This is a genomic window from Mycobacterium sp. SM3041 (assembly GCF_039668335.1).
Classification (GTDB): Bacteria; Actinomycetota; Actinomycetes; order Mycobacteriales; family Mycobacteriaceae; genus Mycobacterium.
This window is the reverse complement of sequence record NZ_JAYXBQ010000076.1, coordinates 306473-319608: the sequence shown is the minus strand read 5'-3', so window position 1 is coordinate 319608 and position 13136 is coordinate 306473. Positions and strand designations below refer to the sequence as shown.

At 67.6% G+C, this 13136-nt stretch carries 12 protein-coding genes; all 12 read right to left on the bottom strand.

Translation table 11 applies throughout. From position 1 onward, the window contains the following. Position 1: 1 nt before the first annotated feature. Genes VXD91_RS27110 through VXD91_RS27055 form a run of 12 tightly spaced genes read right to left on the bottom strand, consistent with a single transcriptional unit; the run spans position 2 to position 13135 of the window. Positions 2-1552 (bottom strand): NADH-quinone oxidoreductase subunit M, encoded by a 1551-nt coding sequence (locus tag VXD91_RS27110; RefSeq protein WP_244872835.1) that lies wholly within the window; start codon positions 1550-1552, stop codon positions 2-4. Next, the gene (gene nuoL / locus VXD91_RS27105) at positions 1546-3429 is read right to left on the bottom strand and encodes an NADH-quinone oxidoreductase subunit L (RefSeq protein ID WP_346416837.1); all 1884 of its coding nucleotides are present in this window, start codon (positions 3427-3429) and stop codon (positions 1546-1548) included. The genes VXD91_RS27110 and nuoL overlap by 7 nt, the downstream gene beginning before the upstream one ends. Positions 3430-3431: 2 nt before the next feature. After that, positions 3432-3731: an NADH-quinone oxidoreductase subunit NuoK gene (gene nuoK / locus VXD91_RS27100; RefSeq protein WP_061002954.1), complete on the bottom strand. Its 300-nt coding sequence runs from the start codon at positions 3729-3731 to the stop codon at positions 3432-3434. Further along, positions 3728-4438, bottom strand: a complete 711-nt coding sequence (locus tag VXD91_RS27095) for an NADH-quinone oxidoreductase subunit J (RefSeq protein WP_346416836.1) — start codon at positions 4436-4438, stop codon at positions 3728-3730. The genes nuoK and VXD91_RS27095 overlap by 4 nt, the downstream gene beginning before the upstream one ends. Then, complete coding sequence (gene nuoI / locus VXD91_RS27090) at positions 4435-4980, bottom strand: NADH-quinone oxidoreductase subunit NuoI (RefSeq protein WP_212813595.1); 546 nt, start codon at positions 4978-4980, stop codon at positions 4435-4437. Before nuoI ends, VXD91_RS27095 begins: the two co-directional genes overlap by 4 nt. Further along, on the bottom strand, positions 4970-6199 hold the full coding sequence (gene nuoH, locus VXD91_RS27085; protein WP_346416835.1) for an NADH-quinone oxidoreductase subunit NuoH: 1230 nt from the start codon (positions 6197-6199) through the stop codon (positions 4970-4972). The genes nuoI and nuoH overlap by 11 nt, the downstream gene beginning before the upstream one ends. Beyond that, positions 6196-8568, bottom strand: coding sequence for an NADH-quinone oxidoreductase subunit G (locus VXD91_RS27080; RefSeq protein WP_346416834.1), 2373 nt, complete (start codon positions 8566-8568; stop codon positions 6196-6198). Before VXD91_RS27080 ends, nuoH begins: the two co-directional genes overlap by 4 nt. Then, a complete protein-coding gene (nuoF, locus tag VXD91_RS27075) occupies positions 8565-9866 on the bottom strand; it encodes an NADH-quinone oxidoreductase subunit NuoF (protein WP_346416833.1) in 1302 nt (433 codons plus the stop codon). Before nuoF ends, VXD91_RS27080 begins: the two co-directional genes overlap by 4 nt. Then, positions 9863-10585 carry an NADH-quinone oxidoreductase subunit NuoE gene (gene nuoE / locus VXD91_RS27070; protein ID WP_212813603.1) on the bottom strand — a complete coding sequence of 241 codons (723 nt, stop codon included), beginning with the start codon at positions 10583-10585 and terminating at the stop codon, positions 9863-9865. The genes nuoF and nuoE overlap by 4 nt, the downstream gene beginning before the upstream one ends. Further along, a complete protein-coding gene (gene nuoD, locus VXD91_RS27065) occupies positions 10582-11907 on the bottom strand; it encodes an NADH dehydrogenase (quinone) subunit D (protein ID WP_212813605.1) in 1326 nt (441 codons plus the stop codon). The genes nuoE and nuoD overlap by 4 nt, the downstream gene beginning before the upstream one ends. After that, positions 11907-12581 (bottom strand): NADH-quinone oxidoreductase subunit C, encoded by a 675-nt coding sequence (locus tag VXD91_RS27060; protein ID WP_212813607.1) that lies wholly within the window; start codon positions 12579-12581, stop codon positions 11907-11909. Before VXD91_RS27060 ends, nuoD begins: the two co-directional genes overlap by 1 nt. Beyond that, complete coding sequence (locus VXD91_RS27055; protein ID WP_029119553.1) at positions 12578-13135, bottom strand: NADH-quinone oxidoreductase subunit B; 558 nt, start codon at positions 13133-13135, stop codon at positions 12578-12580. The genes VXD91_RS27060 and VXD91_RS27055 overlap by 4 nt, the downstream gene beginning before the upstream one ends. Between the last annotated feature and the right edge of the window lies 1 nt (position 13136).

The following is a 13136-nucleotide window of genomic DNA, read 5'->3' as shown; positions in this document are numbered from 1 at the left end:
GTCACCGGGCGACCCCCTGGGCGGTACTCGACGAGGTATGTCCGACAGCCGGATTGATGACGTCCAACGCGGGCTTGGGGTAGACGCCGAGCACCAGCAGCAGGGCGACCAACGGCACGACCACGGCCAGTTCCCGCGGTACGAGGTCGCGCAGCTTGTCATTGCCGTCGGCGACGGGGCCCGTCATCATCCGCTGATACATCCACAGGATGTAGAGCGCGGAGAGCACCAGGGCCGTGGCCGCGACGGCGGTGACGGCCGGGTAGTGGATGAATGTGCCGACCAGAACCAGGAATTCGCTGATGAACGGTGCCAGGCCGGGCAGCGACAGCGTCGCGAGTCCGGCGATCAGGAACGTGCCGGCCAGTATCGGTGCGACGGTCTGCACACCGCCGTAGTCGGCGATGGCGCGAGACCCGCGGCGGGACACCAGGAATCCGGCGATCAGGAACAGCGCGGCGGTCGAGATGCCGTGGTTGACCATGTACAGCGCGGCGCCGGACTGCGCCTGCTCGGTCATCGCGAAGATGCCCAGAATGATGAAGCCGAAGTGCGAGATCGAGGTGTACGAGATCAGGCGCATGACGTCCGTCTGTCCGATGGCGACGATGGCCCCGTAGACGATGCCGATAACGGCCAGCGCAATGATCAAGGGCCGGAATGTCGCTGCGGACGACGGGAACAGCTGCAGGCAGTACCGGAGCATGCCGAATGTGCCCACCTTGTCGACGACAGCCATCATCAGGACAGCCGTGGCCGGCGTGGCGTGCACCGCCGCGTCGGGCAGCCAACGGTGCAGGGGCCACAGAGGTGCCTTGACTGCGAACGCGAACATGAACCCACCGAACAGCGCATTGGCTATCCCCGGGCTGATGTTGAGGGTGCCGTAGCGCACAGCGTCCGCGACGGCACGGAAGTCGAAGGAGCCGTGGTTGAAAGCGGGACTGTTGGCGGTGGCAACGTACAGTCCGATGACCGCGGCCAGCATGATCAGGCCGCCGAACAGGTTGTACAGCAGGAACTTCACCGCTGCTTTGGACGCGGCGGGCCGGTCCGCGCCGAAACCGCCGATGAGGAAGTACATCGGGATCAGCATGGCTTCGAAGAACACGTAGAACAGCAGGATGTCCAGTGACACCAGGGAGATCAGCACCATCGATTCGACGGCGAGGATCAGCGCGAAGTAGGCGTGGGTCGACTTGGCCTGCGCGCCGGCATCATTCGAGTCGCCGTCATTCCAGCCGGCGATGATCAGCAGCGGTACCAGGACAGCGGTCAGTGCGACCAAGACCAGGGCCACGCCGTCGACCCCGAGGATGTAGCCGGTGCCGAACGACGGTATCCACGGGTGGTTCTCGACGAACTGGTAGCGCGCCCCGGCCGGGTCGAAGCGCAGCGCCAGCACCAGCGCGATGACGAGCACCACCAGCGACACCGCCAGGGCCCCCCAGCGGGCGAAAGCCCGTGCGCCGGCGGGCAACAGGATCACTGCCGCACCGCCTGCCATCGGGACGGCCCACAACGCTGTCAGCCACCACATTCCGGTCACCACACCCTCACCGTGAGAATGGCGGCCGCAATCAATGCCGCTCCGGCCAACATGGACAGCGCATACGACCGGGCAAACCCGTTCTGCCAGCGTCGAAGATCCTGCGACCCGGTGCGGACCAGCGCGGCGAGCTCACGGGTGACGCCGTCGACCGCGACGTCATCGAAGTCGACAAGGTTCTCGGTGAGCCGCCGGCCCGGCACCATCAGCGCCCGCTCGTTGAACGCATCGCCGTACAGATCGTTGCGCGCGGCGACCGTCAACCCGGAGACGTTGACCGGGGCGCTGATCGGGACGGGTTGGCGCGCATACATCCGGTAGGCGATCGCGACGCCGACGCCGACCACCGCGAGCGTGACGACCGTGAGCAGCCAAGCGGGCACCGTATGCTCGGGCTCGTGGAAGCCGACGACCGGTTCGAGCCAGTGCTCCAACTTCCCACCGACGGCCAGCAGCGCGCCCGCGCCGATCGACCCGGCGGCCAACACCACCATCGGCCAGCCCATGACCGACGGCGACTCGTGGGGATGCGCCTCGGCGCGCCAGCGCTTTTCGCCGAAGAACGTCATCAGCATGACGCGGGTCATGTAGAACGCCGTGATGCCCGCACCCAGCAGGGCGGCGCCGCCGAACAGCAGCCCCTTGGCGCCGCCGGCCGCGAACGCGGTCTCGATGATGGGGTCTTTCGAGAAGAACCCGGACAGCGGCGGGATACCGATGATCGCGAGGTAACCCATGCCGAACGTGGCGAACGTGACGGGCATCGCGGTGCGCAGCCCGCCGTAGCGGCGCATGTCGGTCTCGTCGTCCATGGCGTGCATCACCGAACCGGCACCGAGGAACAGTCCGGCCTTGAAGAAACCGTGCGCCAGCAGATGCAGGATCGCGAGCGCGTAGCCGGCGGGTCCGAGACCCGCGGCCAGCATCATGTAGCCGATCTGGCTCATGGTCGACGCCGCGAGGGCCTTCTTGATGTCGTCTTTGGCGCAGCCGATCACCGCGCCGAACAACAGCGTGACGGCGCCGACGACGGCGACCGCCAACCGGGCGTCGGCGGACTGGTTGAAGATCGGAGCCGACCGCACCACCAGGTACACGCCGGCCGTGACCATGGTGGCCGCGTGGATCAGCGCCGACACGGGGGTCGGGCCCTCCATCGCATCGCCGAGCCACGACTGCAGCGGTACCTGAGCGGACTTGCCGCAGGCCGCCAGCAGCAACAGCAGACCGATGAGGGTGACGGTGGTCGCGGCGAGATGTGGCGCCTGCGCGAAAACACCCGTGTACGAGAGGGTTCCGGTGTGCGCGAACATCGCCGCCAGGGCCAGCGCCAGCCCGATGTCACCGACCCGGTTGACGACGAACGCCTTCTTGGCGGCCGCCGCCGCCGACGGTTTGTGCGACCAGAACCCGATCAGCAGGTACGACGCCAGGCCGACGCCTTCCCACCCCACGTACAGACCGAGATAGTTGTCGGCCAGCACCAGCAGCAGCATGGCCGCGACGAACAGGTTGAGATAGGCGAAAAAGCGCCGCCGGGCCGGGTCGTGCGCCATGTAGCCGATCGAATAGATGTGGATCAGCGCGCCGACTCCGGTGATGAGCAGGACGAAGCACACTGACAGCTGGTCCAGACGCAAGCCGAAATCGACCTGCAGTTGGGCCACCGGAACCCAGGAGAACAGCGTCTCGTGCACCAACCGGACGTCGTTGTCGCGACCGGACATTGCCGCGAACTGGGTGGCGCCGACGAGGAAGGCGCCGACCACCGTGGCGCAGCCGAGCAGATGCCCCCACGCGTCGGTGGCCTTGCCGCCGAGCAGCAGTATCGCCGCGCCGGCCAGCGGCAGCGCGATCAGCAACCACACCGATGTCGTCATGGTCACTGCTTCAGCAGGTTCGCGGCGTCGACCGACGCCGATCGCCGGGTCCGGAATATGGTCATGATGATCGCCAGTCCCACCACCACCTCACATGCCGCCACGACCATGGTGAAGAACGCCACCACCTGACCGTCGAGCTCGCCGTGCATCCGGGAGAACGTGACGAACGCCAGATTGGCTGCGTTGAGCATCAATTCGACGCACATGAACATGACGATGGCGTTGCGGCGCACCAGCACACCGGCCGCGCCGATGGTGAACAGCAGCGCCGAGAGATACAGGTAATTGGTGGGATTCATGAGGCGTTCCCATCGTCGAGGGACACACTGCGCCGCGGCAGGATGGCGCTGACGGACATGTCGGCGTCCGAGCCGTCGGGCAGCTTCGCCGGGATGTCGACGGCGTTGTGCCGCGCGTACACCCCGGGGTTGGGCCGTGGTGTCGGGTGCCCGCCGCCGGCGAACCGTTCGATTGCCAGCTCGCGCTGGGTCTTTCGACGCTCGAAGCGTTCGCGGTGGGTCAGCACCATGGCACCCAGCGCCGCGGTGATGAGCAGCGCGCTGGTGACCTCGAAGGCCCACAGGTAGCGCGTGAAGATCAGCACCGCCAGGCCCTGGACGTTGCCGGCCCGGTTGGCGTGCTCCAGCCCGACGAAGTTGGCCCCGAGACTGCCGATCCCGGCGATCACCGCGATGCCGAATCCGATGCCGGCCACCATGGCGGCAACGCGTTGTCCCCGAATGGTTTCGATCAGCGAGTCCGCCGAATCGACACCGATGAGCATGAGGACGAACAGGAACAGCATCATGACCGCACCGGTGTAGACCACCACCTGCACGACACCGAGGAACACCGCGTCCTGGGCGATGTAGAGCACCGCCAGGCTGATCATGGTGCTGGCCAGGAACATTGCCGAGTACACCGCTTTGGGGGCGGCCACCATGGCGATGGCGCCGAGCACCGACACGGTACCGAGCACCCAGAACGTCACGGCCTCTCCGGTCACTTGGCCGCCTCGCGCCGCTTCAGGCCGTCCGCGGTGATATTGCCGCGGTAGTAGTCCTCGTCGGTGCTGCCCTCGGCCATGGCGTGCGGTGGCGCGGTCATGTCGGGTTTCAGCGGCGCCAGGAGCTTGTCCTTGCCGTAGATCAGGTCGGACCGGTTGTCGTCGGCCATCTCGTAGTCGTTGGTCATGGTCAGCGCCCGCGTCGGGCAGGCCTCGATGCAGAGCCCGCAGCCGATGCACCGCAGATAGTTGATCTGGTACACCCGGCCGTACCGCTCGCCGGGCGAGAACCGTTGTTCCTCGGTGTTGTCGGCGCCCTCGACATAGATCGCGTCCGCGGGGCAGGCCCACGCGCACAGTTCGCAACCGATGCACTTCTCGAGGCCGTCGTCGTACCGGTTGAGCTGATGCCGGCCGTGATAGCGCGGAGCGACCGGACCGGGCTCCTCGGGATACTGCTCGGTGACCGGTTTCTTGAACATGGTCCCGAAGGTGACGCCGAAACCGGCAATCGCGTCGATGAACTTGGGCCTACCGGGCATGGTGAACCTCCTTGGCCGGGATGGGCGGCACCGGGAACGCGCCGGGCTGCGGTTCGACGGCCGGGGCCCGCGTGCGAGCCGACTTGCGCCGCACCGTGTTCCACAACGCACCGGCGATGGCCACCACGGCGATGGCGCCGGCGAAGGCCAGCACGACGGGCCAGCTGTCGTGCCCCTGCAGACGCAGCGTCCGCACGATGCTGACGATCATGATCCACGCCAGCGAGATCGGGATGAGCACCTTCCAGCCCAGCGCCATGAACTGGTCGTACCGCAGGCGCGGGAGCGTGGCCCGGAGCCACATGAACAAGAACAGGAACGCCCACACCTTGCCGACGAACCACAGCAGCGGCCACCAGCCGGTGTTGGCGCCGGGGATGAGGCTCAGGGGCCAGGGCGCCTGCCAACCACCGAGGAACAGGGTGGTGGCCAGTGCGGAAACCGTTGTCATGTTGACGTATTCCGCGAGCATGAACATCGCGAACTTCAGTGACGAGTACTCGGTGTGGAATCCGCCGACCAGCTCGCCTTCGGCCTCGGGCAGATCGAACGGCGCCCGGTTCGTTTCGCCGACCATCGACACCACGTAGATCAGGAACGACGGCAGCAGCAGGAAGACGTACCAGCGGCCCTGTTGTGACGCGACGATCTGCGACGTCGACATGGTGCCCGCGTACAGGAACACCGCGGCGAACGACAGCGCCATCGCGATCTCGTACGAGATGACCTGCGCGCTGGACCGCAGCCCGCCGAGCAGGGGATAGGTCGAGCCGGAAGCCCAGCCCGCCAACACGATTCCGTAGACCCCGATCGAGGTGACCGCAAGGACGTACAACACCGCGACCGGCAGGTCGGTCAACTGCAGCGGCGTCTCGTGCCCGAAGACGTGGACCAGCGGCCCCATCGGGATGACGGCGAACGCCATGATCGCCGGGATCACCGAGATGATCGGCGCCAGCAGGTAGATCGGCTTGTCCACCCCGGCCGGGACCAGCCCTTCTTTGAGGGCGAGCTTGATGCCATCGGCGAGGCTCTGCAGTAACCCGAACGGCCCCACCCGGTTCGGCCCGATGCGCATCTGCATCCAGCTCAGGACTCGTCGTTCGAGCAGGATCGCGACGAGCACCGTCAGCACCAGGAACACAAAAATGCCAAGGGCTTTGGCGAGGACCAGCCACCACGGGTCCAGGCCGAACGAGGAGAGGTCGGGATAGTTCACGTTGCCGCCCCGCTGATCGAGACGACCGCGCCGGGGGCGACGCCGAGCGTGGCATGGACGGGCGAACCCGGCGAGTTCAGCGGCAGCCACACCACGCCGGTCGGCATGTCGGTGATCTCGAGCGGCAGGGTGATGCTGCCGCGATCGGTACTGACGGTGAGGGTTTCGGACGCGCCGACGCTCGCGGCCGTGTCGGGCGACAAGCGGGCCACCGCCGGACGCGCCGTGGCGGCCAGATGGGGTTCGCCGTCCTGCAGCCGGCCGGCGTCCAGCAGCATCCGCCAGCCGGCAAGAACCGCCTGACCGGGACCGGGCACGGGGTTCGGGGGCGCGGTGAATTCCGGTGCGGCGGGCCGTGGTCCGGTCCAGCACCCCAGTCGGTTCATCTCGTTGCGCACGGTCGCGACATCGCGCAGACCCAGATCGATGCAGTGCTCGTCGGCGAGCGCGGCCAGCACCCCCATGTCCGCTCGCGTGGCGGGCGGCAGCGCCGCGCCGAATGCGCGATGTCGGCCTTCCCAGTTCACGAAGCTGCCGGCTTTCTCGACGACGGGTGCCACCGGGAACACCACGTGCGCGAGATCGGTGACGGCGCTGCGACGTACTTCCATGCTCACCACGAACTTCGCGGCGCCGAGCGACTGCTGCGCCAGTGCTGGGTCGGGTAGATCGGCCAGCTCGACACCGGCGACCAGGACAGCCTCGAGCTCGCCGTCGGCTGCGGCGGCGAGGATCCCGGTGGTGTCGCGGCCCGGAGCGTCGGGCAGTTCGTCGACGTGCCAGGCGACGGCAACTTCCGTGCGTGACGGCACATCGGTCACCAAACGACCGCCGGGCAACAGATTCGGGGCCGCACCGGCTTCCAGTGCACCGCGCTCGCCGGCCCGCCGTGGTACCCAGCCGACGGCCGCGCCGGTCCGCTCGGCCAACCGGGCCACAGCGGAGAACCCGCCTGGGATACCGGCCAGCCGCTCACCGGTGAGGATGACCGAACCGGGCGGCAACACCTCGACGGCGTCGAGGGCGCGGGGTTCGCGGCCGGGTGCGGCGGAGATGAGGGTGCCGCCCATCTTCGCCAGACCGCGGCTCGCGAACGGCGCCACCGCAACAACTTTCAGACCGTGCTTGCGGAAGGCCTTGCGCAGCCGCAGGTAGATGATCGGCGATTCGTCTTCCGGCTCGAACGCGACGAGCAGCACGACGGGCGCCTGCTCCAGGTCGGCGTACGTCACCCGCATCGGCTGACCCGCGACGGACGCCGCCAGGAACTGGGCTTCCTCGTCGCTGTGCACCCGGTTGCGGAAGTCGATGTCGTTGGTGCCCAGCACAATCCGCGCGTACTTGGCATACGCATAGGCGTCTTCGGTCGTGAGTCGTCCGCCGACCAGCACGCCGGTCCGGGCCCCGGCCGCCGACAGGCCGCGCACCGCGACGGCGACGGCCTCGGGCCACGACGCCGGGCGCTGGGTGCCGTCGGCCTCGCGGATCAAGGGTGTGGTGATCCGGTCACCCTGCGTGGCGTAGGTGAAGGCCCACCGGCCCTTGTCGCAGTTCCACTCTTCGTTCACCTCGGGATCGTCACCGGCCAAGCGGCGCAACACCGTTCCGCGGCGATGATCGGTGCGCTGCGCACAGCCCGAGGCGCAGTGTTCGCAGACGCTGGGGGAGGAGACCAGGTCGAAAGGCCGGGCCCGGAACCGGTACGCAGTCCCGGTCAGCGCGCCGACGGGACAGATCTGCACGGTGTTGCCGGAGAAGTAGGAGTCGAACGGGTCATCGCCCCCGATACCGACCTGCTGCAGTGCGCCACGTTCCAGCAGTTCGATGAACGGGTCGCCGGCGACCTGATTCGAGAACCGCGTGCAGCGCGCGCACAGCACGCAGCGTTCCCGGTCGAGCAGGACCTGCGCCGACAGGTTGATGGGTTTGGGGAAGGTGCGCTTGACGTCCTCGAAGCGAGAATCGGCGCGGCCGTTGGACATCGCCTGGTTCTGCAGTGGGCATTCGCCGCCCTTGTCGCAGACGGGGCAGTCCAGCGGATGGTTGATCAGCAGCAGTTCCATCACGCCGTGTTGTGCCTTGTCGGCGGCCTCCGACGTCACCTGGGTACGCACGACCATGTCCGGGGTGACCGTGGTGGTGCACGACGCCAATGGTTTCCGCTGACCCTCCACCTCGACGAGGCACTGCCGGCAGGCGCCCACCGGGTCGAGCAGGGGGTGGTCGCAGAACCGGGGAATCTGCACCCCGATGAGCTCGGCCGCACGAATCACCAACGTGCCCTTGGGCACACTGATCTGCTGGTCGTCGATGGTCAGCGCCACCATCTCGACCGCGGCCGCGTCCTTCGCCGGCTCGGTGACCGTCATGCGCCCGCTCCTTCCGTGGCGAAGAGCGTGGCGGCGTGCGGGTCGAAGGGGCAGCCGCCATTCAGGTGCGCGACGTACTCGTCGCGGAAGTATTTGAGCGAGGACATGATCGGGCTCGCCGCGCCGTCGCCGAGGGCACAGAACGACTTGCCGAGGATGGCGTCGGAGATGTCGAGCAGTTTGTCCAGGTCGGCGGCGTGGGCCTGTCCGTTCTCCAGCCGGGCATAGATCTGTGCCAGCCAGTAGGTGCCCTCGCGGCACGGCGTGCACTTGCCGCAGGACTCGTGCGCGTAGAACTGGGTCCACCGGCGGACGGCCCGCACCACGCAGGTCGTCTCGTCGAAAATCTGCAGTGCCTTGGTGCCCAGCATCGAGCCGGCCCCGGCCATGCCTTCGTAGTCCAGCGGGACGTCCAGGTGTTCGGATGTGAGCATCGGCGTCGACGATCCGCCCGGCGTCCAGAACTTCAACTGGTGCCCGGCCCGCACCCCGCCGGCGTATTCCAGCAGTTCGCGCAGCGAAATCCCCAGGGGTGCCTCGTATTGTCCCGGCCGGGTGACGTGACCCGACAGCGAGTAGAGCGTGAAGCCGGGCGACTTCTCCGACCCCATGGACCGGAACCAGTCGACCCCGCCGCGGATCACCGACGGGACACTGGCGATCGACTCGACGTTGTTGACCACGGTCGGGCAGGCGTACAACCCGGCGACCGCGGGGAACGGCGGACGCAACCGGGGCTGGCCGCGCCGGCCCTCCAGCGAGTCGAGCAGCGCGGTCTCCTCGCCGCAGATGTACGCACCCGCCCCGGCGTGCACCACCAGATCCAGGTCGTAGCCGGTGCCGGCGATGTTGGTGCCGAGATAGCCGTTCGCGTAGGCCTCGGCGACCGCACCCTGCAGCCGGCGCAGCACCGGAACCACCTCACCGCGCACGTAGATGAATGCGTGGCGGGCGCCGATGGCGTACGACGCGATGATCGCGCCTTCCACCAGCGCGTGCGGCGAGGCCAGCATCAGCGGAATGTCCTTGCACGTCCCGGGTTCGGATTCGTCCGCGTTGACGACCAGATAGTGCGGACGGCCGTCGTCGGGGGAGATGAACGACCATTTGGTCCCCGTAGGGAAACCCGCGCCACCGCGTCCGCGCAGTCCGGAATCCTTGACCAGCGCAATGACTTCGGCGGGTTGCATCCGCAACACCGCCCGCAGCGCCTGGTAGCCGCCCTGCCGGACGTAGCTCTGCAGCGTCCACGACTGCGGCTCATCCCAGTGTCTGCTCAGCACCGGCGCGAGTGTCATTGCGGCGCCTCCATCCCGCGCTCCTGCGCGACGCGCAACCCGGCGAGGGTGGCCGCGCCCGGTTCGGAGTCGTTGCTGCCGGGGCGTTCATCGGGGAAGCCGGCGAGGATGCGTGCGGTGTCCTTGAAGGTGCACAGGGGCGCGCCCCGGGTCGGGGTGACCGGCTCACCGGTCCGCAATGAGTCGACGAGATCACGTGCGGAACCGGGTGTTTGGTTGTCGAAGAACTCCCAGTTCACCATGACCACGGGTGCGTAGTCGCAGGCGGCGTTGCATTCGATGTGCTCCAGCGTGACCCGGCCGTCGGCAGTGGTCTCGCCGGCGCCGAGACCCAGGTGGTCCTCCAGTGATTCGAGGATGGCGTCGCCGCCCATGATGGCGCACAGCGTGTTGGTGCACACCCCGACGAGGTACTCGCCTGTCGGGGTGCGGCGGTACATCGAGTAGAACGTCGCGACCGCGGTGACCTCGGCAGTGCTGAGGTCCAATTGCGCAGCGCAGAAAGCGATTCCGGCAGGGGTGAGGTAGCCGTCCTCGGATTGGACGAGATGCAGCAGCGGCAGCAGCGCGGAGCGGGCACTGGGGTAGCGGGCGATGATCGTCGCGGCGTCGGCGGCCAGGCGCTCGGTCACGTCAGGCGAATACGACTGCGGCCCTTGGCTGATCGGTGGGCCGGGCTCGTCCGGACGCGGCCCGAGACGCAGTTCGATAGCGGTCACCTGTCCACGCCTCCCATCACCGGATCGATCGATGCCACCGCGGCGATGGCGTCAGCGACCATGGAGCCCTCGCACATCACCGACACCGCTTGCAGATTGGTGAACGAGGGGTCGCGGTAGTGCACCCGGTAGGGCCGGGTGCCACCGTCGGACACCATGTGCACACCCAGCTCGCCGCGCGGCGATTCGACGGCGACGTACACCTGCCCGGCGGGCACCCGGATGCCTTCGGTCACGATCTTGAAGTGGTGGATCAGGGCCTCCATCGACGAGCCCATGATCTTGGCGATGTGTTCCTTCGAATTGCCCAGGCCGTCGGGGCCGAGCTTCAGGTCCGCGGGCCAGGCCAGCTTCTTGTCGGTGATCATCACCGGCCCGGTGACCTTGCCGAGCCTCTCGACACACTGCTCGACGATCTTGATGGACTCGTGCATCTCGCGGACCCGAATGATGTAGCGGCCGTAGGCATCACACTGGTCGTCGGTGATGACGTCGAAGTCATACGACTCGTATCCGCAGTACGGCTGCGCCTTTCGCAGATCGTGCGGCAGCCCCGTCGAACGCAGCACCGGTCCGGTGATGCCCAGCGCCATGCACCCGGTCAGATCCAGGTAGCCGACCCCCTGCGTGCGGGCCTTCCAGATGTAGTTCTCGTTGAGCAGATTCTCCATGTCGCGTAACCGCTTGGGCAGCAGCTTCAGCAGTTCCCGCAGTTGCGGCAGGGCCTCGTCGGGCAGGTCGGCGGCCAGGCCGCCGGGGCGGATGTAGGCGTGGTTCATGCGGAGCCCGGTGATGGTCTCGAAGATCGACAGCACCAGTTCGCGTTCCCGGAAGCCGAAGAACATGGCCGACATGGAACCCAGCTCCATACCGCCGGTCGCCAGCGCGACCAGGTGTGACGAGATGCGGTTGAGTTCCATCAGCAGCACCCGGATGATGCTCGCGCGCTCGGGAATGGCGTCGGTGACGCCGAGCAGCTTCTCGACGCCGAGGCAGTACGCCGTCTCGTTGAAGAAAGGCGACAGGTAGTCCATGCGGGTCACGAAGGTGACGCCCTGCGTCCAGGTCCGGTATTCGAGATTCTTCTCGATTCCGGTGTGCAGGTAGCCGATTCCGCACCGGGCCTCGGTGATGGTCTCGCCGTCGATCTCGAGGATCAGGCGCAGCACGCCGTGGGTGGACGGATGCTGCGGGCCCATGTTGACCACGATGCGCTCGCCGGCCACCGCGCTCTCCCGCGCCGCGGCCACGACGTCGGCCCAGTCTTGACCGCCGACGGTGACCACGCGTTCGCGGCCATCGGGTTCGTTGTCCTGAGTCATCAGTTGTAGGCCCGCCGTTCGTCCGGGGGCGGGATCTTCGCACCGTGGTACTCGACCGGGATTCCGCCGAGCGGGTAGTCCTTGCGCTGCGGGTGGCCCACCCAGTCATCGGGCATCTCGATCCGGGTCAGGGCGGGGTGGCCGTCGAAGATGATGCCGAAGAAGTCGTAGGTCTCCCGCTCGTGCCAGTCGGTCGTCGGGTACACCGAATACAGCGACGGCACATGCGGATCGGCGTCCGGGGCGCTCACCTCGACGCGGATGCGGCGGTTGTGGGTGATGGACATCAGCGGGTAGACGGCGTGCAACTCGCGACCGGTGTCGTCGGGGTAGTGCACCCCGGACACGCCCAGACACAGCTCGAATCGCAGCTGGTCGCGCAGTGCCTGGGCCACCGCGACCAGGTGTTCGCGGCGCACCTCGAGGGTCAGTTCGTCGCGGAAGACCACGACGCGCTCGATCGCGGCGCCGAACTCGTCGGGACCGAGGGTCGCCGCCAACGTGTCGACGACGTCGTCGAAGTAACCGCCGTAGGGCCGGGGTGAGCTGCCGGGCAGCGCCACCTCCCGGACCAACCGGCCGTAGCCCGACGTGTCGCCGCTGCCGCGCACACCGAACATGCCGCGCCGCGTCCCGATCACCTCGGGTCCCGTCTGGTCCGGCGCGTCCGTCATGACCGCAGCAGTCCCTTCAGCTCGATGGTGGGGCGGGCCTGCAGGGCGGCTTCCTCGGCCGCGGCGATCGCCTCAGCCCGGTTCACGCCCAGCGGCATCTCCTGAATCTTGGCGTGCAGCTTGAGGATTGCGTTGAGCAGCATCTCGGGCCGCGGCGGGCAGCCGGGTAGGTAGATGTCGACGGGCACGATGTGGTCGACGCCCTGCACCACCGCGTAGTTGTTGAACATGCCGCCGGAGGAAGCGCACACGCCCATGGCCAGCACCCATTTGGGTTCGGCCATCTGGTCGTACACCTGACGCAGCACCGGCGCCATCTTCTGGCTCACGCGGCCCGCGACGATCATCAGGTCGGCCTGGCGCGGCGTCGCAGAGAACCGCTCCATGCCGAAGCGCGCGATGTCGAAGCGCGGGCCCGCGGTGGCCATCATCTCGATGGCGCAGCAGGCCAGGCCGAACGTGGCGGGCCACAGCGACCCCTTGCGTACGTAGCCTGCGACCTTCTCGACAGTGGACAGCAGGATGCCGCCGGGCAGGCGTTCTTCGAGTCCCATG

What these genes read in the sequence shown, in the direction of transcription:
- nuoL (WP_346416837.1), bottom strand. Translation starts at nt 3,429, where the DNA reads ATGACGACATCGGTGTGGTTGCTGATCGCGCTGCCGCTGGCCGGCGCG.
- nuoK (WP_061002954.1), bottom strand. Translation starts at nt 3,731, where the DNA reads ATGAATCCCACCAATTACCTGTATCTCTCGGCGCTGCTGTTCACCATC.
- nuoI (WP_212813595.1), bottom strand. Translation starts at nt 4,980, where the DNA reads ATGCCCGGTAGGCCCAAGTTCATCGACGCGATTGCCGGTTTCGGCGTC.
- VXD91_RS27080 (WP_346416834.1), bottom strand. Translation starts at nt 8,568, where the DNA reads ATGACGGTCACCGAGCCGGCGAAGGACGCGGCCGCGGTCGAGATGGTG.
- nuoF (WP_346416833.1), bottom strand. Translation starts at nt 9,866, where the DNA reads ATGACACTCGCGCCGGTGCTGAGCAGACACTGGGATGAGCCGCAGTCG.
- nuoD (WP_212813605.1), bottom strand. Translation starts at nt 11,907, where the DNA reads ATGACTCAGGACAACGAACCCGATGGCCGCGAACGCGTGGTCACCGTC.
- VXD91_RS27060 (WP_212813607.1), bottom strand. Translation starts at nt 12,581, where the DNA reads ATGACGGACGCGCCGGACCAGACGGGACCCGAGGTGATCGGGACGCGG.
- VXD91_RS27055 (WP_029119553.1), bottom strand. Translation starts at nt 13,135, where the DNA reads ATGGGACTCGAAGAACGCCTGCCCGGCGGCATCCTGCTGTCCACTGTC.